An 18,712-nucleotide genomic window follows, 5' to 3' on the forward strand; every position below is an offset into this window, starting at 1 on the left:
TTGAGACTGGCGCAGAGGGACTGCCTATGTTCAAAAATATTACTCGCCAGCTATTTGCCCGGCTAAACCGCCATTTACCACATCGTCTGGTGCATCGCGATCCGTTGCCTAATGCCCAGACCGTTGCCAGCACGCCGATCCCACCATCGCTGAGCGAACATTGTCTGAAAATGGCGCTGATGGACGAAGCCGCGCTGTGGAAAACGTTTGGCGCGCACCCGGAAGGATTAAACGCCGCAGAAGTGGAAAACGCTCGCGAATTACATGGTGAGAACCAACTGCCGGCGCAGAAGCCGTCGCCGTGGTGGGTGCATCTGTGGGTCTGCTACCGTAACCCGTTTAATATTTTGTTGACCATCCTCGGTGCGATTTCCTATGCCACCGAAGATCTGTTTGCCGCTGGCGTCATTGCTCTGATGGTCGTCATCTCTACGTTACTGAATTTTGTGCAGGAGGCGCGTTCCACCAAAGCGGCAGATGCGCTGAAGGCGATGGTCAGTAACACCGCTACGGTGCTACGCGTTATCAACGAGAAAGGAGAGAACGGCTGGGTTGAACTGCCGATCGACCAGTTAGTTCCCGGCGATATCATTAAGCTGGCGGCAGGGGATATGATCCCGGCCGATCTGCGTGTGGTGCAGGCTCGTGACCTGTTCGTGGCCCAGGCTTCGCTGACCGGTGAATCGCTGCCGGTGGAGAAAGTCGCAACCAGCCGCGACCCGCAGCAAAGCAACCCGCTCGAATGCGATACCCTGTGCTTTATGGGCACCAACGTGGTGAGCGGCACGGCGCAGGCCATCGTGATTGCGACCGGAGCCAATACCTGGTTCGGGCAACTGGCGGGCCGCGTCAGCGAGCAGGAAAGCGAGCAGAATGCTTTCCAGAAAGGGATCAGCCGCGTCAGCATGCTGCTGATCCGTTTTATGCTGGTGATGGCGCCGATTGTGCTCATCATCAACGGCTATACCAAAGGCGACTGGTGGGAAGCGGCGCTGTTTGCCCTGTCTGTCGCGGTGGGGCTGACCCCGGAAATGTTGCCGATGATCGTCACCTCGACGCTGGCGCGCGGGGCGGTGAAGCTGTCAAAACAAAAGGTCATCGTCAAACACCTCGACGCCATTCAGAACTTTGGCGCGATGGATATCCTGTGTACCGATAAAACGGGCACCCTGACACAAGACAAAATTGTACTTGAGAATCATACAGATATATCTGGTAAACCCAGCGAGCACGTCCTGCATTCTGCGTGGTTGAACAGTCATTACCAGACCGGGCTGAAGAATCTGCTGGATACGGCAGTGCTGGAAGGCGTGGACGAAGAATCAGCCCGCCAGCTCTCTACCCGCTGGCAGAAAATTGATGAGATCCCGTTTGACTTCGAACGCCGCCGCATGTCGGTGGTGGTCGCTGAAGAAACCGATGTGCATCAGCTGGTGTGCAAAGGCGCGCTGCAGGAGATCCTCAGCGTCTGCACCCAGGTGCGCTACAGCGGTGAGGTTGTCCCGTTAGATGACAACATGCTGCGTCGGGTGAAGCGCGTCACGGATACGCTGAATCGCCAGGGGCTGCGCGTGGTGGCAGTGGCGACGAAATACCTGCCAGCGCGTGAGGGCGATTACCAGCGTATTGATGAATCAGATCTGATCCTCGAAGGCTATATTGCGTTCCTCGATCCGCCGAAAGAGACCACCGCGCCAGCGCTCAAAGCGCTGAAAGCCAGCGGTATTACGGTGAAAATCCTGACTGGCGATAGCGAGCTGGTGGCGGCGAAAGTGTGTCACGAAGTGGGGCTGGATGCGGGCGATGTGGTTATCGGTAGCAACATTGAAGGGTTAAGCGACGATGAGCTGGCAACGCTGGCCCAGCGCACCACGCTGTTTGCTCGTCTGACGCCGATGCACAAAGAACGCATTGTCACGCTGCTCAAGCGCGAAGGTCATGTGGTTGGCTTTATGGGGGATGGCATTAACGATGCCCCGGCGCTGCGCGCGGCGGACATTGGTATCTCCGTTGACGGCGCGGTTGATATTGCGCGTGAAGCGGCTGATATCATCCTGCTGGAAAAGAGTCTGATGGTGCTGGAAGAAGGGGTGATCGAAGGACGCCGTACTTTTTCTAACATGCTGAAGTATATCAAAATGACGGCCAGTTCTAACTTCGGTAATGTGTTTAGCGTGCTGGTGGCGAGCGCCTTCTTACCGTTCCTGCCGATGTTGCCGCTGCACTTACTGATTCAGAACCTGCTGTACGATGTATCCCAGGTGGCGATTCCATTTGATAACGTCGACGAAGAGCAGATCAAAAAGCCGCAGCGCTGGAATCCCAGCGAGTTGGGGCGCTTTATGATCTTCTTTGGACCAATCAGCTCGATCTTCGACATTCTGACATTTTGCCTGATGTGGTTCGTCTTCCATGCGAATACGCCAGAACATCAGACGTTGTTCCAGTCTGGCTGGTTCGTGGTAGGCCTGCTGTCGCAAACGCTGATTGTGCATATGATCCGTACCCGCCGCGTGCCGTTCATCCAAAGCCGCGCCGCATGGCCGCTGATGCTGATGACGCTGGTGGTCATGGTGGTAGGCATTGCATTACCGTTCTCGCCGCTGGCCAACTATCTGCAATTGCAGGCGCTGCCGCTGAGCTACTTCCCGTGGCTGATTGCGATTCTGGCGGGCTACATGACATTAACCCAGCTCGTGAAAGGTTTTTATAGCCGCCGCTACGGCTGGCAGTAATCCTCAACTTCTTTGCAGGAGGGTGTTAATACTCTCCTGCATTTCTCTTTTTCATTCGAAAGATATTCTCCCGAAATATTGGTGTTTTATTTTTATTGAAATGCTAACGCGGGTAATTAGTATCAAATTGCCTTCTTTGCGTTGTTTTTTTATCAATAAAACGATCTGCGTTGCAAAAATGAAACAGCGTGCTAAAAATTATAAGCATCTGCGATTTTTTGTGAACGCAGTCATCGAAATAAATTGTTACACCAGTTAGTCTGCGCAGGTAACGTCGTTAAGAAAGTTTCTCGCTGCCCGTTTTTAATTCCGGCAGTCATTTGCTCTGCAAGCTATTCCTGTTAATGGATATTATGAACTTCTGGAGAAGGACAAATGAAACTGACAAAAAACCTGTTAAGTCTGTGTATTGGCGCGTCTGTATTACTGGCGAGTCATGCAACGCTGGCACAAACCTTTCGCGCCGCAGATGTGCATCCGGCTGATTACCCGAACGTTGTTGCAGTGAAACATATGGGGGAGAAACTTAGCGCCGCGACCGAAGGTCGTCTGGAGATCAAAACATTTCCTGGTGGTGTGTTAGGCGATGAAAAACAGATGATTGAACAGGCGCAATTAGGCGCCATTGATATTATTCGCGTCTCAATGACGCCAGTTGCCGCAATTCTCCCTGAAATAAACGTGTTTACCCTGCCATATATTTTCCGCGATGAGGACCATATGCATAAGGTTCTCGACGGCATGATTGGTCAGGAGATTGGCGACCGTCTGACAGCCAATACCAAATCACGACTGGTGTTCCTTGGCTGGATGGATGCGGGAACGCGCAACCTGATCACCAAGAATCCGGTAGTGAAACCGGAAGATTTGCACGGCATGAAAATCCGCGTGCAGGCCAGCCCGATAGCGCTGGATACCCTAAAAGCGATGGGCGCTAACTCCATTGTGATGGGCGTCAGTGAAGTATTTAGCGGCATGCAGACCGGCGTTATTGATGGTACGGAAAATAACCCGCCAACGTTTGTTGCGCATAACTATTTGCCGGTCGTGAAAAACTATACCTGGAGTAAACACTTTATTATTCCTGAGCTTTTTCTGTTCTCGAAAGCCAAATGGGATAAGTTAAAAAAAGAAGACCAGGAACTCATTATTAAACTCGCTAAAGAGGCCCAGGTAGAGCAACGTAAACTTTGGCAGGATTATAATGCGAAATCGCTGGAGACCATGAAAGCCAACGGTGTTCAGTTCCACGATATTGATACGGACTATTTCTATAAAGCCACGCAGTCAGTACGGGATAATTACGGTAAAGACCACCAGGATTTGATCAAACGTATTCAGGATGTGAAGTAATTCATCGGGTGGAGGATATCAATCCTCCGCCTGAGTCTTTTGATTAATTCGAGGTGATAATTATGGGTGAATGCTATTCATCGGTAATGGATTTTCTTTATCGAGTGTCAATGTGGATTGCCGGTATCGCATTATTGGTTATGGTCGCCATTATCCCCATTGGCATATTCGCGCGTTATGTCCTGAATAACGCCCTGTCATGGCCTGAGCCAGTCGCCATTCTTTGTATGGTGACATTCACCTTTATTGGCGCGGCGGTGAGCTATCGCGCAGGTTCGCATATCGCGGTAAGCATGGTGATTGACCGTCTGGGGGAATCTTCCCGCCGTTACTGCTCGGTAGTCGCAGACGTTATGTTAATGGCGATAAGCCTGTTCATTCTGTGGTACGGCTCCATGCTATGCCTCGAACTGTGGGAACAGCCCGTGGCGGAATTCCCAATTTTAAGCGCCGGGCAAAACTATCTCCCGTTGCCGATTGGCTCTGCTATTACGCTGCTGTTTATCGTTGAGAAGATCTGCCGTGGCTCGCAGTACCAACGTCCTGTTGTCATGCTGGGATCGACCAGCTAGTTACCGCCCCCATTTCAGAAAGGAAAGCAGATGGATGCATTTATTCTCGTCTTTACGCTCGGCATTATGCTGGCGATTGGGGTACCGGTAGCGTACGCGGTTGGCATTAGCGCCATCATTGGGGCCTGGTACATTGATATTCCGCTGGAAGCGGTGATGATCCAACTGACCAGTGGGGTGAACAAGTTTTCGCTACTGGCGATCCCGTTCTTTATTTTGGCCGGGGCTATTATGGCCGAAGGGGGCATTGCGCGGCGGCTGGTAAACTTTGCCTATATTTTCGTTGGCTTTATTCGCGGCGGTCTGTCGCTGGTCAACATTGTGGCCTCGACCTTTTTTGGCGCAATTTCCGGATCGTCGGTGGCCGATACCGCGTCTATCGGTTCGGTAATGATCCCGGAGATGGATAAAAAAGGTTATCCGCGCGACTTTGCTGCAGCGGTCACTGCCAGCGGCTCGGTGCAGGCGATCCTCACGCCGCCGAGCCATAACTCGGTTATCTACTCGCTAGCAACGGGCGGGACGGTGTCGATTGCCGCGCTGTTCATCGCCGGGATCCTACCGGGCCTGCTGTTAAGCTTCAGTCTGATGGTGATGTGCGTCGCTTTTGCGCACAAACGCGGTTATCCAAAAGGGGAGCGCGTACCGTTTCGCCAGGCGCTGAAGATATTCGTCGATACGCTGTGGGGCTTAATGACCGTTGTGATCATCATGGGCGGTATCTTGTCAGGTATATTTACCGCGACGGAATCTGCGGCGATTGCCTGTCTGTGGGCCTTCTTTGTCACCATGTTTATCTATCGTGACTATAAATGGTCTGAACTGCCGAAGCTGATGTTCCGTACGGTGAAAACGGTCACTATCGTCATGATCCTGATAGGTTTTGCCGCCGCGTTCGGTGCCGTCATGACCTATATGCAGTTGCCGATGCGTATCACCGAAGCTTTCACCAGCATCTCGGACAACAAATACGTCATCCTGATGTGCATTAACATCATGCTGTTGCTGATCGGTACGCTGATGGATATGGCGCCGCTGATCCTGATTTTGACGCCGGTTTTGCTACCGGTAACCAACGCGCTCGGCATTGATCCGGTCCATTTTGGGATGATCATGCTGGTGAATTTAGGGATCGGCCTGATAACGCCACCGGTAGGGTCGGTGCTGTTTGTGGCCAGTGCGGTGAGTAAGCAGAAAATTGAGCAGGTGGTGAAGGCGATGCTGCCGTTCTACTTCGTGCTGTTCCTGGTGCTGATGATCGTCACGTACATTCCGGCGATTTCGCTGTTCCTGCCGAGACTGTTTGGTGTGATGTGATAAATGCCCGGTGGCGCTCGCGCTTACCGGGCCTGCAAACTATGCTTGCGTAGGCCGGATAAGGCGAAGCCGCCATCCGGCACAAAAAGACTTAGCGACGAACGGCGATCGCTTCAATCTCGATTTTCACGTCTTTCGGCAGACGGGCAACTTCCACGCAAGAACGCGCCGGGAAAGTGGCGTTGTGCTCGGTGAAGAACGCTTCGTAGGTCGCGTTTACGGTTGCGAAATCGTTCAGGTCTTTAACGAAGACGGTAGTTTTTACGATGTCGCCCACTTTCAGGCCTGCTGCTTCAACGATAGCTTGTACGTTTTCCAGCGACTGACGCGCCTGAGCGGACACGTCTTCCGATACGGCACCGGTTTTCGGATCGACCGGGATCTGACCGGAAGTGATTACCATGCTACCCAGGTCAACGCCCTGAACGTATGGGCCGATTGCTGCTGGTGCATTTTCCGTCGCGATAGTCTTGCTCATGATTTCTCCTGAATTACAGCGGTAATAGAATGTTCCCGGCCATTATAGGGAGCCGGGAAATCATTACCAACACCAATTAGTTGGCCAGCACCACATAATGCGAAAACTCTTTTTCACAGTATTTGCATTTGAGTGCGATGTCGTCAGCGCGCTTTTTCACTGAAAAACTGGACGATACTGGTTCAGCATGGCTGATGCAGTTGCTGTTCGGGCAAACCAGCACGTTATCGATACGTTCAGGCAGGCTCGGACGTGATTTACCCACCACGTCATAATCGTCAATGCGGTTTACCGTTGCCTGCGGAGCGTACAGGGAGAGCTGGTTTACCTGCTCGTCGGTCAGGAACGTATTTTCGATTTTAATCAGGTCTTTACGGCCCATTTCGCCAGACGGCAGGTTCAGGCCGATGGTGATACGCTGGTCGGTTTCAGTCAGTTTGAACAACGTCAGCAGCTTAAAACCAACCTGTGCGGGAATATGGTCAATTACGGTGCCACGTTTGATGGCTTCAACCTGCAGTTTGTTATCGTGTGTCATCTCTTTTTCTCCCTTACAGTGCCAGTTCGCTATTCAGTACCAGTGCCAGTAACGCCTGGCGGGCGAAGATGCCGTTGCCAGCCTGCTGGAAATACCAGGCGTGCGGCGTCTTGTCGACGTCGGTGGTGATTTCATCAATGCGCGGCAGCGGATGCAGCACCTTCATGTTCGCTCTGGCACCGTTCAGATCGCTGGCACGCAGAACAAACTGTGCTTTCACGTTGGCGTATTCGGACGGGTCCAGACGCTCTTTTTGTACGCGGGTCATGTAGAGGATATCGACCTCCGCCATTACCTCTTCGATAGTGCCATGCAGGCTCCAGGCGATACCTTTTTCATTCAGCATATCCAGAATGTATTGCGGCATGGCCAGCGCGTCCGGGGCGATGAAGTAGAAGCGGTTACCTTCGAACTTTGCCAGCGCCTGGGTCAGGGAGTGGACGGTGCGGCCATATTTCAGGTCACCCACCATGGCGATTTGCAGATTGTCCAGGCGACCCTGCGTTTCCTGAATGGTAAACAGATCCAGCAGCGTTTGGGTAGGATGCTGGTTGGAACCGTCGCCGGCGTTCAGTACCGGCACGTTACCGGAGAACTCCGTTGCCAGACGCGCGGCGCCTTCCTGCGGATGGCGCATCACGATGGCGTCAACATAGGTGCTGATGACGGAAATGGTGTCGGCCAGAGTTTCGCCTTTTTTGCCAAGTGACGTGTTGCTGCTGTCAGAGAAACCCACCACGCTGGCGCCCAGACGGTGCATGGAGGTTTCAAAAGATAAACGGGTGCGGGTTGACGCTTCAAAGAAGCAACTGGCGATGACCTTATGTTTTAACAGCTCTGGCTGCGGGTTAGCTTTTAATTTCGCCGCCGTCGCGAGGACCAGATTAAGGTCATCGCGGCTGAGGTCGTTTATGGAAATGATGTGTTTTTGATAGAGCGGGTTAGCCATGTTTATCTCCTGACGCCTGGGCAAAAAAAAAGCCCCTCAATTGAGGGGCTCGGAATGGGTGATCAACGGAAAGAAAAACGGCAGGCCAGCGTCCTTTTTCAGACGCGGTAAGACAAAATGTCGTACACACTGAACCATACATCCTCCCGGCAAATTGTCCGCGATTATACTCAGCTCCGTTATGGGATCAAGCGAAAAATGCACTATTTATTCATCGCAAACGGTTCTTATGAATTTTAATTCATTTTGAATAGATAATTAATCTGCTTGTGGACCAGGCCCGTTCGCTGTACCACCCGCGGCGCGACCCAGACAATACTGCTACCGGCAATGACGCCGAGAATTTCTGGCAACGCGTGATAATCGAGGATTCTGGCTACCGCGCGACCATAGCCTGCTGCCGTGTGGATGAGGATAAACTCGCTATTGTGTTCCACGCTGACCACCATTTCAGCAATCGATCGGGCAGCATCAGGCGCGGGTCGTGATTGCGGATTTACAGAATAAATTTTTTGCCCTTTTGTATTTCTTATTTTTATAGCACCGAGCAGTTTCAGCAGACGAGATACCGTTGACTGGCTAATCCCGGTGAAACCATGGTGTTGTAGATCGCGGCGAAGCGCTTCCTGAGACAGGTAGCTTTTTTCGCTAATCAGGCGCTGACAAATCGCCAACTGTTTCTGCTCTTTGGTCGAGTAATCATCGAATTCCTTCATAAAAACACCCTAAATTTATCATTTGTATCAATGCGATGGCGAAATTCACCACATTTGCAGTATCAATAACGGCTCAAACGGGCGGTTGTGCAGAAAAACGAGAGCGCGCTCAAAAAAGCCGTCGGGATCCGACGGCCAACAGGACTACAGCATCGCGCCGATACTCAGAACAACCATGTTCAGCACCGTCAGAATTAGCAGCAGTGGTGCGACCCATTTCAGGTAGCGCACATAAGGAACACGAGCGATGGCCAACCCACCCATCACAACCGCTGAGGTGGGGGTAATCAGATTCACAATGCCGGAAGCGGATTGATACGCGGTGACGACCAGATCCCTTTGCACATGGGCGAAGTCAGCCAGCGGGGCCATAATGGGCATCGTGAGCACCGCCAGGCCAGACGAGGAAGGGACCAGGAAGGAGAGCAAGACTTCCAGCCAGTAAGTCACATTGATGAAAATGGTGGTGGACAGACCGGAGACTAAATTTTCGGCGCTGTGCAAAATGGTGTGGGTGATCATGCCGTTGTCCATCACCACGACGATACCGCGCGCAATGCCGATAATCAGCGCCACGCCGAGCAGATCCCGAGCCCCGTCAATGAAGGTACTGGTGAATGCTTCTTCGCTCATGCGGGCAATTACGCCGACGATAATCGCAGATGCCAGAAAAACCCCAGATATTTCAGCCATCCACCAGCCGAGCACCGCGACGCCATAAATCATCACTGCAAAGGCAGCGGCGAATATCAGCAGGATCCACTTACGCGTAGCCGTGAATTCAAGATTGGTATTGGCGCGACTACCGAGAAAATGGGCACGGTTTTCCTCCATTTTATCGGCCACGATGGAAAGCTCAGGATGGCTGCGAACTTTCCGTGCATAGCGCATGACCCATACCACACAGATTACATAGCCGACGACCAGCAGCAGAATGCGCATCAGCATTCCCTGGGTGAAGGGGATCCCGGCGGCGTTAGCGGCGATAACCGTTGCGAAAGGGTTGATTGTTGAACCGAGGGTGCCGATGCCTGCGCCAAGCAAAACGGTTGCAGCAGCAACCAGTGGATCAAAGCGCGCAGCCATCATGACCGGAACCAATAAGGTGTAGAAAGGGAGTGATTCTTCCGCCATGCCGTAAATCGTGCCTCCGGCGGCGAAAAGTCCCATCAGGATGGGGATCATCCACTCTTCTTTGCCGTTCAGCCTGACCGTCACGCGTTCGATTCCGGCGTCGATGGCGCCCGTTTTGTTTACCACGCCGAGAAACCCGCCAATAATCAGGACAAACAACGCCACATCAATCGCGCCTGCGGTGTAGGTTTCGTGGTTATAAAGCCCGTCAATCGGAGCCAGCAGTACAGCCGTTAAACCTTGTGGATGCGCCTCTGTTGGGGCATAGGTACCGGCAACCGGCACTTCTTTGCCCAGGGTGGCATTCATCGCCATCTGGTATTTCCCGGCAGGGACAATCCAGGTCATAACGGCGACGAGCGCAATGAGAATAAACAGGATGGTATACGCGCTGGGAAATTTGAATTTGCCCATGATGTTCTCCGGATAGCTTGGGCATATGCCGCCAGGCGACACATGCCCGCTGGGGTTAGTCGCCGAGTGTCGCTACCATGACCGCTTTGATGGTATGCATCCGGTTTTCTGCTTCGTCGAAGACGATGGAATGCGCTGACTCAAATACCTCCTCCGTGACTTCAAGCCCTTTCAGGCCGTAAGCCGCTTCGATTTCACGGCCCACTTTGGTGTGCTCGTTATGGAAGGCGGGCAGGCAGTGCATGAATTTCACATTGGGATTGCCGGTCGCATCGATGACCTGCTGGTTAATTTGATAAGGCGTCATCAGGCTGACGCGTTCTGCCCACGCCTCTTTGGGTTCTCCCATCGAAACCCAGACATCGGTGTAGAGAAAGTCCACGTCGTAAACGCCTTCCTCAACATCCTCTGTGAGCGTAATGCGCGCGCCCGTCACGCTGGCGATTTCACGGCATTCGGCAACCAGCGCCTCGTCCGGCCAGAAGGATTTCGGTGCGACCAGACGAATATCCATCCCCATTTTCGCCGCGCCGACCATCAGCGAATTGCCCATGTTATTGCGGGCGTCACCGAGGTAAGCGAAGCTCAGTTCGGGTAAGGTTTTACCCGGGGCGTGTTCCAGCATGGTCATCAGATCCGCGAGGATCTGCGTAGGGTGGAATTCATTCGTCAGCCCGTTCCAGACCGGCACACCAGCGAACTGCCCCAGTTCTTCCACTATCTCCTGGCCGTAGCCGCGGTATTCAATACCGTCATACATGCGACCTAACACGCGGGCGGTATCTTTCATCGACTCTTTATGACCAATCTGCGAGCCGCTTGGGCCAAGGTAGGTCACCTGTGCGCCCTGATCGAAAGCGCCGACTTCAAAGGCGCAGCGGGTGCGAGTTGACGTTTTTTCGAAGATTAGCGCGATATTTTTACCGGCCAGCGTTTGCCTTTCGCGCCCGGCTTTTTTCGCCGTTTTTAACTCGATAGCCAGATCGATCAGGTACTGGATTTCCGTTGGGGTGTAGTCCAGCAATTTGAGAAAATTGCGATTTTTCAGGTTAACAGTCATGAAAATATCCTTATGTAGGCTGGATAAGGCTTCGCTTTACCCAGCAAAAAAAGCCTTAAGCGTTAACATCAGTGGCTTCGCGCCGAATTAGCGTGCCTTTGTCACCAGCGAGAATGGCCGAACCGTCAGCCAACGAGCCGATGCCAGCAATCCCGTGACAGTGAGAGACAAATTCCGCGCAGGCGGTGACTTTGGGACCCATTGAACCGGCGTCGAATTGCATTTCGCCGAGCCGTTCCGGCGTAACCTGGGCCAGCGGGCGCTGGGTAGGTTTGCCCCAGTCGAGATACACCGCATCGGCATCGGTCAGGATCAGCAGCGCATCGGCGTGGATTTGTTTGGCGAGCAGGGCGGCGGAGAGATCTTTGTCGATCACCGCTTCAATGCCGTGGTAGCCATCGGCTTTTTCCACCACCGGTACGCCGCCACCGCCGTTGCAGATAACCAGATGATCGCGGGCGATCAGTGTGCGAATGGCGTCACTTTCCACGATTCGTTTGGGTTGTGGAGAGGGCACAACACGGCGGAACGCTTTACCATCGGCTTTGAAAACCCAGCCTTTTTCCGCCTGTAACGCGTGGGCCTGGGGTTCGTCATAAATCGGCCCGATATATTTGGTGGGATTGCTGAAGGCCGGATCGTGGGCATCGACTTCAACCTGAGTCAGCAGGACACTAATTTCACGCTGTGGGAGCTGGTTTTTCAGGGCCTGTTGCAGCATATAGCCAATCATTCCCTGACTTTCTGCGCCGAGAATATCGAGCGGATAGGGGGTGACGTTGGCATAAGCACTGTTTTGTAACGCCAAAAGTCCAACCTGCGGGCCATTGCCGTGTACCAGAATTACGCGCCACTGCTGCGTGAGTTGAGCGAGAGTTCTTGCCGCCAGCTCAATATTCTTGCGTTGGATGTCGGCTTCCAGCGGTTCGCCGCGTTTGAGTAGTGCATTGCCGCCCAGTGCCACAACCAGGGTAGGTTTGTTTTCCATAACGTCTCCTTAAATACCGTCGCGTTCCAGCGGGCAACTCATGCAGCGCGCACCGCCGCGCCCACGTCCCAGTTCGTCGCCAGGAATGGGTAAAACAGTGATGCCAGCTTTGTCGTATTTTTCGTTGGTCCAGATGTTGCGTTCGTAGCCCACCACAACCCCGGGGCGCAGCGTCAGAACATTGTTCGCGTCATTCCACTGTTCGCGTTCAGCTTCGAAGGCGTCGCCACCGGTGGTGATCAGATTGATCTGGTCGAGGCCAAGTGCTTTTTCGAGGGCATGTACCAGCGTACTTTCCTGGGTGCGTTTCAGGCCGCCGCGCCCGTCTGGTGTCAGGGTCCAGCACTGGACATCCGGGCGCACCACTTCCGGGTAGACGGAGAAGGTATCGATATCGATGTGGGTCATGACGGTATCGAGGTGCATACAGGAGCGATGTTTCGGCAGTTCGACTGCGATAACGCGTTCTGCCTGGCGATGCTTAAATAGCGACTGGGCAAGGAACTCAATGCCCTGCGGCGTGGTACGTTCCGACATACCGATGAGAACTGCGCCGCGACCAATGACCAGCACATCTCCACCTTCTAATGTGGCGTGGTCGTAATTAATATTTTCATCGCCGAAATATTTAATAAAATCACCATCGGCAAATTGTGGATGCCAACGGTAAATCGCCCGCAAGTTATTAGTTTCTCGTTGACGTGCAGTTTTTGCCATCGGATTAATGGATACGCCGTTATATATCCAGCATGAGGTGTCGCGGGTAAATAAGTGATTTGGTAATGGCTTCATAATAAAGTCATTAATATCGTGAGTATCGACCACCATATTTTTGATTGAGGCAGGAATTTCTCCGTATGTCAGCCCACCGCTTAAATGTCGGGCGAGCTCCCGGTGCTGCATATCTGCAAGCCAGGCGCGAATATCCGTGGCGAAAGCGGGGCCAAGGCGATAATCAGAAATTTGTGTATCCAGTAGCCAGCTTTTGGCATCGGGGATATCCAGAGTTTGTGTCAATAAATCAGTGAGTAACAGAACCTCAACTCCCTGTTGACGTAACGTGTTGGCGAAAATGTCATGCTCTTCTCCTGCACGTTCTACCGAAAGAACATCATCAAAAAGCAGTTCCTGGCAATTTGACGGCGTCAGCCTTTTTAGGCTGAGGTTAGGGCGATGTAGCATTACGCTACGTAATTGACCGATTTCAGACCCGACATAATGCTTTTCCATCATTATTCCTTTAATACGATTTTAAAAAATAAAGACGAGATGCCTGCAAATAATGTTTATTGCAGTCATGATTTTTCAGCTGATTTCAGAATCTATATTTAGATCTTATCTGATATAGAAACGTGATTCATTTCACAGTCAGGTCGATGTTTGGCATTTGTTGTTTAATTTATGAGATGGCTCTGAGAATTTAAAAAATAAAAAAATGAATAATTGAATTACTACGCAGGAATATGTCTTGTTATTTAACTTTGTTAATTTTATGTACATATCTAAATATTTAATAAATTAAATAGTGCGTTGATTTTTATATGTTTTTCTATATTTAATGAATTTTTATGCGAATCTATTATTTTATTATTTGTGCTGTAAGGTTTATTTCAAAATAAATATGACGATGAAGAAAGATAACGAAGGAGACGTAAACTGTGATCGATTGCTGGTTTTTCTAACAAAGCTTTCTATAACAGTGAGTTAGTGACTGAGTTGAAAAGTATGAGACGAAAGTTATGCAGAGTTTATGCATAACCTGTTGCTGGCTATTAGCAATTATTTAACATCATCAGCGATAAACATGCGTTGACGCAAAATATCGGTAAATAGCAGTGGTATGGCAGACCGTTTTTTCGTATAACAATCAAAATGAAACGATGTTTTAATTAAGGGGTTTGAAATGATTGTCGGCAATATTCACAACCTGGATGCCTGGCTGCCGGAAGAGCTGCGTCAGGCGATTGAGCACATTAAAGCGCACGTGACGGATGCGACGGAAAAGGGTAAGCACGACATCGACGGCGAACGTCTGTTCTATCTGATTGCTGAAGATATGACGGAGCCGTTTGCGCAGCGCCGCGCCGAATATCACGCTCGCTATCTGGATATTCAGATCCTGCTCAAAGGTCAGGAAGGCATGACTTTCAGCACGCAGCCTGCGGGCGCACCGGAAACTGACTGGCTGGCGGATAAAGATATCGCCTTTCTGCCGGAAGGCGAACAGGAGAAAACGGTGGTGCTGAACGAAGGTGACTTCGTCGTCTTTTATCCGGGCGAAGTGCATAAACCGCTGTGCGCGGTCGGCGCTCCGGCGCTGGTACGCAAAGCCGTGGTGAAAATGCGGGTAGCATAAACCAGTTTGCCGGGTGCGACTTACCCGGCCTACGGAAGCACGATGGTAGGCCGGATAAGGTGCGTCAGCATCGCCATCCGGCAATTCAATCACGCAACGCTATGATTTGGAAAGCGTCGCGACCATCACCGCTTTGATGGTGTGCATCCGGTTTTCCGCCTGATCAAATACGATACTGGCGGGTGACTCAAACACCTCGTCGGTCACTTCCATGCCGCCGTGCAGACCATATTCCTGCGCCATTTGTTTGCCAAGCGTGGTTTGATCGTCATGGAACGCAGGCAGGCAGTGCAGGAATTTCACCTGCGGATTGCCGGTCAACGCCATCATCGCGCTATTAACCTGGTACTTACGCAACTGCGCAATACGTTCGGCCCATTTCTCTTTCGCTTCGCCCATCGATACCCAGACGTCGGTATAGATGAAGTCCGCGCCTTTCACGCCCGTGGCGACATCTTCGGTTAGCGTTATATTGCCGCCGTTTTTCTGTGCCAGCGCTTTACACTCCGCAACGAGGCTTTCCTCCGGCCAGCAGGCCTGGGGCGCGACCAGGCGCAGATCCAGTCCGGTTAACGCAGCGGCTTCCAGCATGGAATTGCCCATATTGTTGCGGGCATCGCCGGTGTAGACCAGCGCCATCTCATTAAACGCTTTACCCGGCAGGTGTTCCTGCATCGTGAGTAAATCCGCCAGCAGTTGGGTAGGGTGAAATTCGTTGGTTAATCCGTTCCAAACCGGAACTCCGGCATATTCCGCCAGCGTCTCGACAATTTCCTGACCGTGGCCCCGATACTGAATACCGTCGTACATACGACCGAGTACGCGGGCGGTGTCTTTGATCGACTCTTTATGACCAATCTGGCTGCCGCTCGGCCCGAGATACGTCACGCGCGCGCCCTGATCGTATGCGGCAACTTCGAAAGAGCAACGGGTGCGGGTTGAGTCTTTTTCGAAGATGAGCGCGATGTTTTTACCGGTGAGTTTAGCGACCTCTGTACCGTTTTTCTTATCCGTCTTGAGCTGCGCGGCGAGCTGGAGCAGTGACGTGAGTTCAGCAGAGGTGAAATCAAGCAGTTTCAAAAAATGTTTCTGATAAAACGCAGACATAGTTCCCTCACATGGCTTAGGCCATTTATTGAATTAAAATTCAATTTATATAGATGTTTATTCATTTGCAACCTTGTTTAACAAATCTTTCCTGGAAAGGTGGAGGCAATGACAGCGGTATGTGACAATAAGAGTATCGGCAGGACATTATGAGGAATGAGCCATGGCAAACCCGGAACTACTGGAAGAACAGCGTGAAGAAACGCGCTTGATTATTGAAGAGTTACTCGAAGATGGCAGCGATCCAGACGCGCTGTACACCATCGAGCATCACCTTTCCGCGGACGACTTTGAAACCCTGGAAAAAGCGGCAGTAGAAGCCTTCAAGCTGGGTTATGAAGTGACCGAGCCGGAAGAGCTGGAGGTGGAAGAGGGCGACACGGTTATTTGCTGTGACATCCTGAGCGAATGTGCTCTGAATGCCGAGTTGATCGACGCTCAGGTTGAGCAACTGATGAACCTGGCTGAAAAATTTGATGTGGAATACGACGGTTGGGGCACCTATTTTGAAGACCCGAACGGCGAAGAAGGTGAAGACGGCGACGATGAAGACTTCGTCGACGAAGATGATGACGGCGTGCGTCACTAAGTCATCTGCTGACCTACGGTAGCGTCTGCTGCCGTAGGCCAAGGATAACGTATGGATTACCTGCAAATACTTTCCCCGATCCACAACTTCCTGCACTGTAAAACGCCCCAGGCCTGGCTTGATAAAGCGCGAGCCCCGGCGAATCTCCCTCTGTTACTGACGGATCATCTCGTCTGCGAGCTGAAAGCGGCGCAAACGGCCATGTTGCTGGTGCGTAAGTATGTTGCAGATAAACAGGGATCGCAGGCGCTACTGGACTGGCTGAAACCCTATGAAGCGTATGCTTTCAGAGAAGGGGATGAACCGGATTTTATCGCGCTGAATAAACAGATAAGCAAAAGCGTAATGCCGCAAACTGACGACCCGTGGGGGCGCAAGCTGATCGACAGCATGGTTTTGCTGATCAAAGAAGAGCTGCACCACTTCTGGCAGGTGCGTGAGGCGATGATGAGCCGCAACATTCCCTACGTCAAAATTACCGCCAGCCGTTATGCCAAAGGCATGCTTAAAGAGGTGCGAACCCACGAGCCATTAACGCTAATCGATAAACTGATTTGCGGGGCTTACATTGAGGCGCGTTCTTGTGAACGGTTCGCCGCGCTGGCGCCGTATTTGGATGACGATTTACAGGCATTTTATCTTTCGCTGCTGCGATCCGAGGCGCGGCACTATCAAGACTATCTGGCGCTGGCACAGCAGGTTTCTGCCGACGATATCAGTAGTCGGGTGCGGTTCTTTGGCGAAGTAGAAGCCGCATTGATTACTTCTCCCGACGATGAATTCCGCTTCCACAGCGGCGTGCCAGCCTGACTCTCTTCTCTGACGCGCGGCGCTAATCGTCGCGCGGTTTTACCTTTCCTGTTTCCATTAGCAAAATCTGGTGGCTGGAAATCGCTCGCTGCTGCCGTAATAATCAAAACACACGAAGGGGAAATATATCCCCGCAACAGAGACTGTTTTGCATAAGGATGGTTAATGAACTGGGCACACGTATTGTTGGCGGGTTATATCGGGGCGGTGATTGCTATCGTCGTTGGCATGTTTCGCAAAAAAGGCTGGCTGGGCAAGATCTCCGGCGCGGTGGTTTTTGTGGTAGCGATTGTCGCGTGGAATCTGTTTGATGTGCACTACCTGATCCCGCGCGAAAGCCCTGATTATGGGCTGACGGACGCGCAGAAATTTGAAAATGCGATGCTGGCAATGCCTGTTTATCAGGTACTTAAAGAGCAAGAACCCGCGTTATGGCAGAACATCCTCAACCAGGCAACGCAACTGAAAGAAGCTGGGAAAAGCGAACAACAGATTATCGACGCTATTCAGCCGCAAATCCTGCAGGTACAGATGGCGCGTTTGCAGCAGGCACCCGATGCCAATGTGATTGAGTATATGAAAATTAACCTCGAGCAGATTGCTGCGGTGGCAAAAGTGGGCGATGACGAGTGTTTTCGCTTTCTGTTCCCGGCGGTGAAAGGCGGGATTAACCCGGTGCGTATTATTCCGCGGGAGCTGATGAATCGTCGTATGGCCAGCGACATGAGTATGATGCACGCGGCTTATGGCCCGAACAAACATACGGTTACGGCGCAAGAGAAACAGCTGGCGCTTCAGGATCTGCAATCCATCGGCCCGGGATTGGTACAACGCTTTGGACCGGATATCCAGATTATGGCTGATCCGAGTAAAGGTGTGGGCAAAGAGAAAGTCACTTGTGAAATGGTGCAGGATTTATGGTCACAGGTGCTGACGCTGCCAACCGCTCGCGCGGCTGGCGTCATTCGGCTGATGCTCTCCGCCGAAATGCAGTAACGCAACCATTGCCCCTCCGGCTGAAGTCAGAGGGGTTTTAACATCCGCACTTCGCAATCCACGTGCCCGGTACAGCCCAGCGCTTCGCTGATATGCTCAAACCCTAAATGTTCATACAGGCGGATAGCCTCGGTCAGAAACGCCGTGGTCTCCAGATAGCACTGTTTGAAACCCTGTTCACGGGCATGTTCGAGGGCCATCAGCGCCAGCTTTTTCGCCAGCCCCTGACCGCGTGCGCTCGACAGGAAGTACATCTTTTGCAGTTCGCAAATGTCCGGTTCGCTACATCCTAACGGCGCAACGCCGCCGCCGCCCACGACTTCACCGTTTTGCTCAACCACCCAGTAGGCCGCGCCCGGCTGGCTGTAAACCTGGAATAGTTCATCCAGATTAGGGTCGGCAACGGTATAGCCCTTATCGGCAGTAAGCCCGTATTCAGCGGAAACTTTGCGGATCACGCGGGCAATTGCGGCGTTATCATCGGCAGAAATTCGACGCAGCGTCGCCGCGACGGAGGTAATGGCACTCATAGCGAACTCATGACATAAAAGTGAGACATATGCAGTTAATACCACTGCGGTAAGGGGAAGCGCAAGCGAG

The 18,712-nt window shown here is 52.1% G+C and carries 22 protein-coding genes; 9 read left to right on the forward strand and 13 right to left on the reverse strand.

Annotation, left to right across the window (positions count from 1 at the left end; genetic code table 11):
* Nucleotides 1–26: 26 nt before the first annotated feature.
* From mgtA to OGV75_RS06720, 4 genes are all read left to right on the forward strand, one after another.
* Nucleotides 27–2,735 carry a magnesium-translocating P-type ATPase gene (gene mgtA / locus OGV75_RS06705; RefSeq protein WP_019078248.1) on the forward strand — a complete coding sequence of 903 codons (2,709 nt, stop codon included), beginning with the start codon at nt 27–29 and terminating at the stop codon, nt 2,733–2,735.
* Nucleotides 2,736–3,110: 375 nt separating this feature from the next.
* A complete protein-coding gene (locus OGV75_RS06710; protein ID WP_016151488.1) occupies nt 3,111–4,088 on the forward strand; it encodes a TRAP transporter substrate-binding protein in 978 nt (325 codons plus the stop codon).
* 62 nt (nt 4,089–4,150) lie between these two features.
* Complete coding sequence (locus OGV75_RS06715; protein ID WP_046275813.1) at nt 4,151–4,660, forward strand: TRAP transporter small permease; 510 nt, start codon at nt 4,151–4,153, stop codon at nt 4,658–4,660.
* Between the two features lie 30 nt (nt 4,661–4,690).
* Nucleotides 4,691–5,977 (forward strand): TRAP transporter large permease, encoded by a 1,287-nt coding sequence (locus OGV75_RS06720; RefSeq protein WP_016151490.1) that lies wholly within the window; start codon nt 4,691–4,693, stop codon nt 5,975–5,977.
* Between the two features lie 91 nt (nt 5,978–6,068).
* Here OGV75_RS06720 and ridA read toward each other — a convergent pair whose 3' ends face one another.
* From ridA to pyrL, 5 genes are all read right to left on the reverse strand, one after another.
* Nucleotides 6,069–6,455, reverse strand: a complete 387-nt coding sequence (ridA, locus tag OGV75_RS06725; RefSeq protein ID WP_016151491.1) for a 2-iminobutanoate/2-iminopropanoate deaminase — start codon at nt 6,453–6,455, stop codon at nt 6,069–6,071.
* Nucleotides 6,456–6,531: 76 nt separating this feature from the next.
* Nucleotides 6,532–6,993: an aspartate carbamoyltransferase regulatory subunit gene (gene pyrI / locus OGV75_RS06730; RefSeq protein WP_016151492.1), complete on the reverse strand. Its 462-nt coding sequence runs from the start codon at nt 6,991–6,993 to the stop codon at nt 6,532–6,534.
* 13 nt (nt 6,994–7,006) lie between these two features.
* Nucleotides 7,007–7,942, reverse strand: coding sequence for an aspartate carbamoyltransferase (pyrB, locus tag OGV75_RS06735; RefSeq protein WP_016151493.1), 936 nt, complete (start codon nt 7,940–7,942; stop codon nt 7,007–7,009).
* Nucleotides 7,943–7,944: 2 nt separating this feature from the next.
* The gene (locus OGV75_RS23535) at nt 7,945–7,998 is read right to left on the reverse strand and encodes a pyrBI operon leader peptide (RefSeq protein WP_106875647.1); all 54 of its coding nucleotides are present in this window, start codon (nt 7,996–7,998) and stop codon (nt 7,945–7,947) included.
* Entirely contained in the window at nt 7,979–8,080 is a 102-nt protein-coding gene (gene pyrL / locus OGV75_RS06740; protein WP_003025819.1) for a pyr operon leader peptide, read from the reverse strand. The genes OGV75_RS23535 and pyrL overlap by 20 nt, the downstream gene beginning before the upstream one ends.
* Here pyrL and OGV75_RS06745 point away from each other — a divergent pair.
* Entirely contained in the window at nt 8,060–8,182 is a 123-nt protein-coding gene (locus OGV75_RS06745) for a hypothetical protein (protein ID WP_085951096.1), read from the forward strand. The genes pyrL and OGV75_RS06745 overlap by 21 nt on opposite strands.
* On the opposite strand, the gene OGV75_RS06750 is transcribed toward OGV75_RS06745, so the two are convergent.
* The 5 genes from OGV75_RS06750 to arcA all read right to left on the reverse strand — a co-directional run bounded on the left by OGV75_RS06750 (nt 8,179) and on the right by arcA (nt 13,484).
* Nucleotides 8,179–8,658, reverse strand: a complete 480-nt coding sequence (locus OGV75_RS06750; protein ID WP_003839609.1) for an arginine repressor — start codon at nt 8,656–8,658, stop codon at nt 8,179–8,181. The two genes, OGV75_RS06745 and OGV75_RS06750, sit on opposite strands and share 4 nt — an antisense overlap.
* Before the next feature lie 144 nt (nt 8,659–8,802).
* Entirely contained in the window at nt 8,803–10,206 is a 1,404-nt protein-coding gene (locus OGV75_RS06755; protein WP_047499900.1) for a YfcC family protein, read from the reverse strand.
* Nucleotides 10,207–10,261: 55 nt separating this feature from the next.
* Nucleotides 10,262–11,266 carry an ornithine carbamoyltransferase gene (argF, locus tag OGV75_RS06760; protein ID WP_286480472.1) on the reverse strand — a complete coding sequence of 335 codons (1,005 nt, stop codon included), beginning with the start codon at nt 11,264–11,266 and terminating at the stop codon, nt 10,262–10,264.
* Nucleotides 11,267–11,321: 55 nt separating this feature from the next.
* Nucleotides 11,322–12,254, reverse strand: a complete 933-nt coding sequence (arcC, locus tag OGV75_RS06765) for a carbamate kinase (protein WP_016151496.1) — start codon at nt 12,252–12,254, stop codon at nt 11,322–11,324.
* A gap of 9 nt (nt 12,255–12,263) precedes the next feature.
* Entirely contained in the window at nt 12,264–13,484 is a 1,221-nt protein-coding gene (gene arcA, locus OGV75_RS06770) for an arginine deiminase (RefSeq protein ID WP_200084242.1), read from the reverse strand.
* A 673-nt stretch (nt 13,485–14,157) separates the two neighbouring features.
* Here arcA and OGV75_RS06775 point away from each other — a divergent pair.
* Nucleotides 14,158–14,610, forward strand: coding sequence for a YhcH/YjgK/YiaL family protein (locus OGV75_RS06775; protein ID WP_016151499.1), 453 nt, complete (start codon nt 14,158–14,160; stop codon nt 14,608–14,610).
* A 99-nt stretch (nt 14,611–14,709) separates the two neighbouring features.
* On the opposite strand, the gene argF (OGV75_RS06780) is transcribed toward OGV75_RS06775, so the two are convergent.
* Both argF (OGV75_RS06780) and argL read right to left on the reverse strand, forming a co-directional pair.
* Nucleotides 14,710–15,717 carry an ornithine carbamoyltransferase gene (gene argF / locus OGV75_RS06780; RefSeq protein ID WP_019078253.1) on the reverse strand — a complete coding sequence of 336 codons (1,008 nt, stop codon included), beginning with the start codon at nt 15,715–15,717 and terminating at the stop codon, nt 14,710–14,712.
* The gene (gene argL, locus OGV75_RS23630) at nt 15,687–15,782 is read right to left on the reverse strand and encodes a putative translational regulatory protein ArgL (protein ID WP_404811242.1); all 96 of its coding nucleotides are present in this window, start codon (nt 15,780–15,782) and stop codon (nt 15,687–15,689) included. Before argL ends, argF (OGV75_RS06780) begins: the two co-directional genes overlap by 31 nt.
* Nucleotides 15,783–15,880: 98 nt before the next feature.
* On the opposite strand from argL, the gene rraB reads away from it, so the two are divergent.
* From rraB to OGV75_RS06795, 3 genes are all read left to right on the forward strand, one after another.
* The gene (gene rraB, locus OGV75_RS06785) at nt 15,881–16,306 is read left to right on the forward strand and encodes a ribonuclease E inhibitor RraB (RefSeq protein ID WP_032940291.1); all 426 of its coding nucleotides are present in this window, start codon (nt 15,881–15,883) and stop codon (nt 16,304–16,306) included.
* A 51-nt stretch (nt 16,307–16,357) separates the two neighbouring features.
* Nucleotides 16,358–17,116 carry a tRNA isopentenyl-2-thiomethyl-A-37 hydroxylase MiaE gene (miaE, locus tag OGV75_RS06790; protein ID WP_019078254.1) on the forward strand — a complete coding sequence of 253 codons (759 nt, stop codon included), beginning with the start codon at nt 16,358–16,360 and terminating at the stop codon, nt 17,114–17,116.
* Nucleotides 17,117–17,281: 165 nt separating this feature from the next.
* Nucleotides 17,282–18,112: a topoisomerase II gene (locus OGV75_RS06795; protein WP_286480473.1), complete on the forward strand. Its 831-nt coding sequence runs from the start codon at nt 17,282–17,284 to the stop codon at nt 18,110–18,112.
* A 26-nt stretch (nt 18,113–18,138) separates the two neighbouring features.
* Here OGV75_RS06795 and OGV75_RS06800 read toward each other — a convergent pair whose 3' ends face one another.
* Nucleotides 18,139–18,642: a GNAT family N-acetyltransferase gene (locus OGV75_RS06800; protein ID WP_003025856.1), complete on the reverse strand. Its 504-nt coding sequence runs from the start codon at nt 18,640–18,642 to the stop codon at nt 18,139–18,141.
* Nucleotides 18,643–18,712 lie beyond the last annotated feature (70 nt).

This window comes from Citrobacter sp. Cb028, assembly GCF_030336705.1.
Taxonomy (GTDB): Bacteria; Pseudomonadota; Gammaproteobacteria; order Enterobacterales; family Enterobacteriaceae; genus Citrobacter; species Citrobacter braakii.

Excerpts from the sequence above, each read along its gene's own strand:
- mgtA (WP_019078248.1), top strand. The coding sequence starts at position 27 with ATGTTCAAAAATATTACTCGCCAGCTATTTGCCCGGCTAAACCGCCAT.
- OGV75_RS06710 (WP_016151488.1), top strand. The coding sequence starts at position 3,111 with ATGAAACTGACAAAAAACCTGTTAAGTCTGTGTATTGGCGCGTCTGTA.
- OGV75_RS06715 (WP_046275813.1), top strand. The coding sequence starts at position 4,151 with ATGGGTGAATGCTATTCATCGGTAATGGATTTTCTTTATCGAGTGTCA.
- OGV75_RS06720 (WP_016151490.1), top strand. The coding sequence starts at position 4,691 with ATGGATGCATTTATTCTCGTCTTTACGCTCGGCATTATGCTGGCGATT.
- ridA (WP_016151491.1), bottom strand. The coding sequence starts at position 6,455 with ATGAGCAAGACTATCGCGACGGAAAATGCACCAGCAGCAATCGGCCCA.
- pyrI (WP_016151492.1), bottom strand. The coding sequence starts at position 6,993 with ATGACACACGATAACAAACTGCAGGTTGAAGCCATCAAACGTGGCACC.
- pyrB (WP_016151493.1), bottom strand. The coding sequence starts at position 7,942 with ATGGCTAACCCGCTCTATCAAAAACACATCATTTCCATAAACGACCTC.
- OGV75_RS06745 (WP_085951096.1), top strand. The coding sequence starts at position 8,060 with ATGTCGTACACACTGAACCATACATCCTCCCGGCAAATTGTCCGCGAT.
- pyrL (WP_003025819.1), bottom strand. The coding sequence starts at position 8,080 with ATGGTTCAGTGTGTACGACATTTTGTCTTACCGCGTCTGAAAAAGGAC.
- OGV75_RS06750 (WP_003839609.1), bottom strand. The coding sequence starts at position 8,658 with ATGAAGGAATTCGATGATTACTCGACCAAAGAGCAGAAACAGTTGGCG.
- OGV75_RS06755 (WP_047499900.1), bottom strand. The coding sequence starts at position 10,206 with ATGGGCAAATTCAAATTTCCCAGCGCGTATACCATCCTGTTTATTCTC.
- argF (WP_286480472.1), bottom strand. The coding sequence starts at position 11,266 with ATGACTGTTAACCTGAAAAATCGCAATTTTCTCAAATTGCTGGACTAC.
- arcC (WP_016151496.1), bottom strand. The coding sequence starts at position 12,254 with ATGGAAAACAAACCTACCCTGGTTGTGGCACTGGGCGGCAATGCACTA.
- arcA (WP_200084242.1), bottom strand. The coding sequence starts at position 13,484 with ATGGAAAAGCATTATGTCGGGTCTGAAATCGGTCAATTACGTAGCGTA.
- OGV75_RS06775 (WP_016151499.1), top strand. The coding sequence starts at position 14,158 with ATGATTGTCGGCAATATTCACAACCTGGATGCCTGGCTGCCGGAAGAG.
- argF (WP_019078253.1), bottom strand. The coding sequence starts at position 15,717 with ATGTCTGCGTTTTATCAGAAACATTTTTTGAAACTGCTTGATTTCACC.
- argL (WP_404811242.1), bottom strand. The coding sequence starts at position 15,782 with ATGAATAAACATCTATATAAATTGAATTTTAATTCAATAAATGGCCTA.
- rraB (WP_032940291.1), top strand. The coding sequence starts at position 15,881 with ATGGCAAACCCGGAACTACTGGAAGAACAGCGTGAAGAAACGCGCTTG.
- miaE (WP_019078254.1), top strand. The coding sequence starts at position 16,358 with ATGGATTACCTGCAAATACTTTCCCCGATCCACAACTTCCTGCACTGT.
- OGV75_RS06795 (WP_286480473.1), top strand. The coding sequence starts at position 17,282 with ATGAACTGGGCACACGTATTGTTGGCGGGTTATATCGGGGCGGTGATT.
- OGV75_RS06800 (WP_003025856.1), bottom strand. The coding sequence starts at position 18,642 with ATGAGTGCCATTACCTCCGTCGCGGCGACGCTGCGTCGAATTTCTGCC.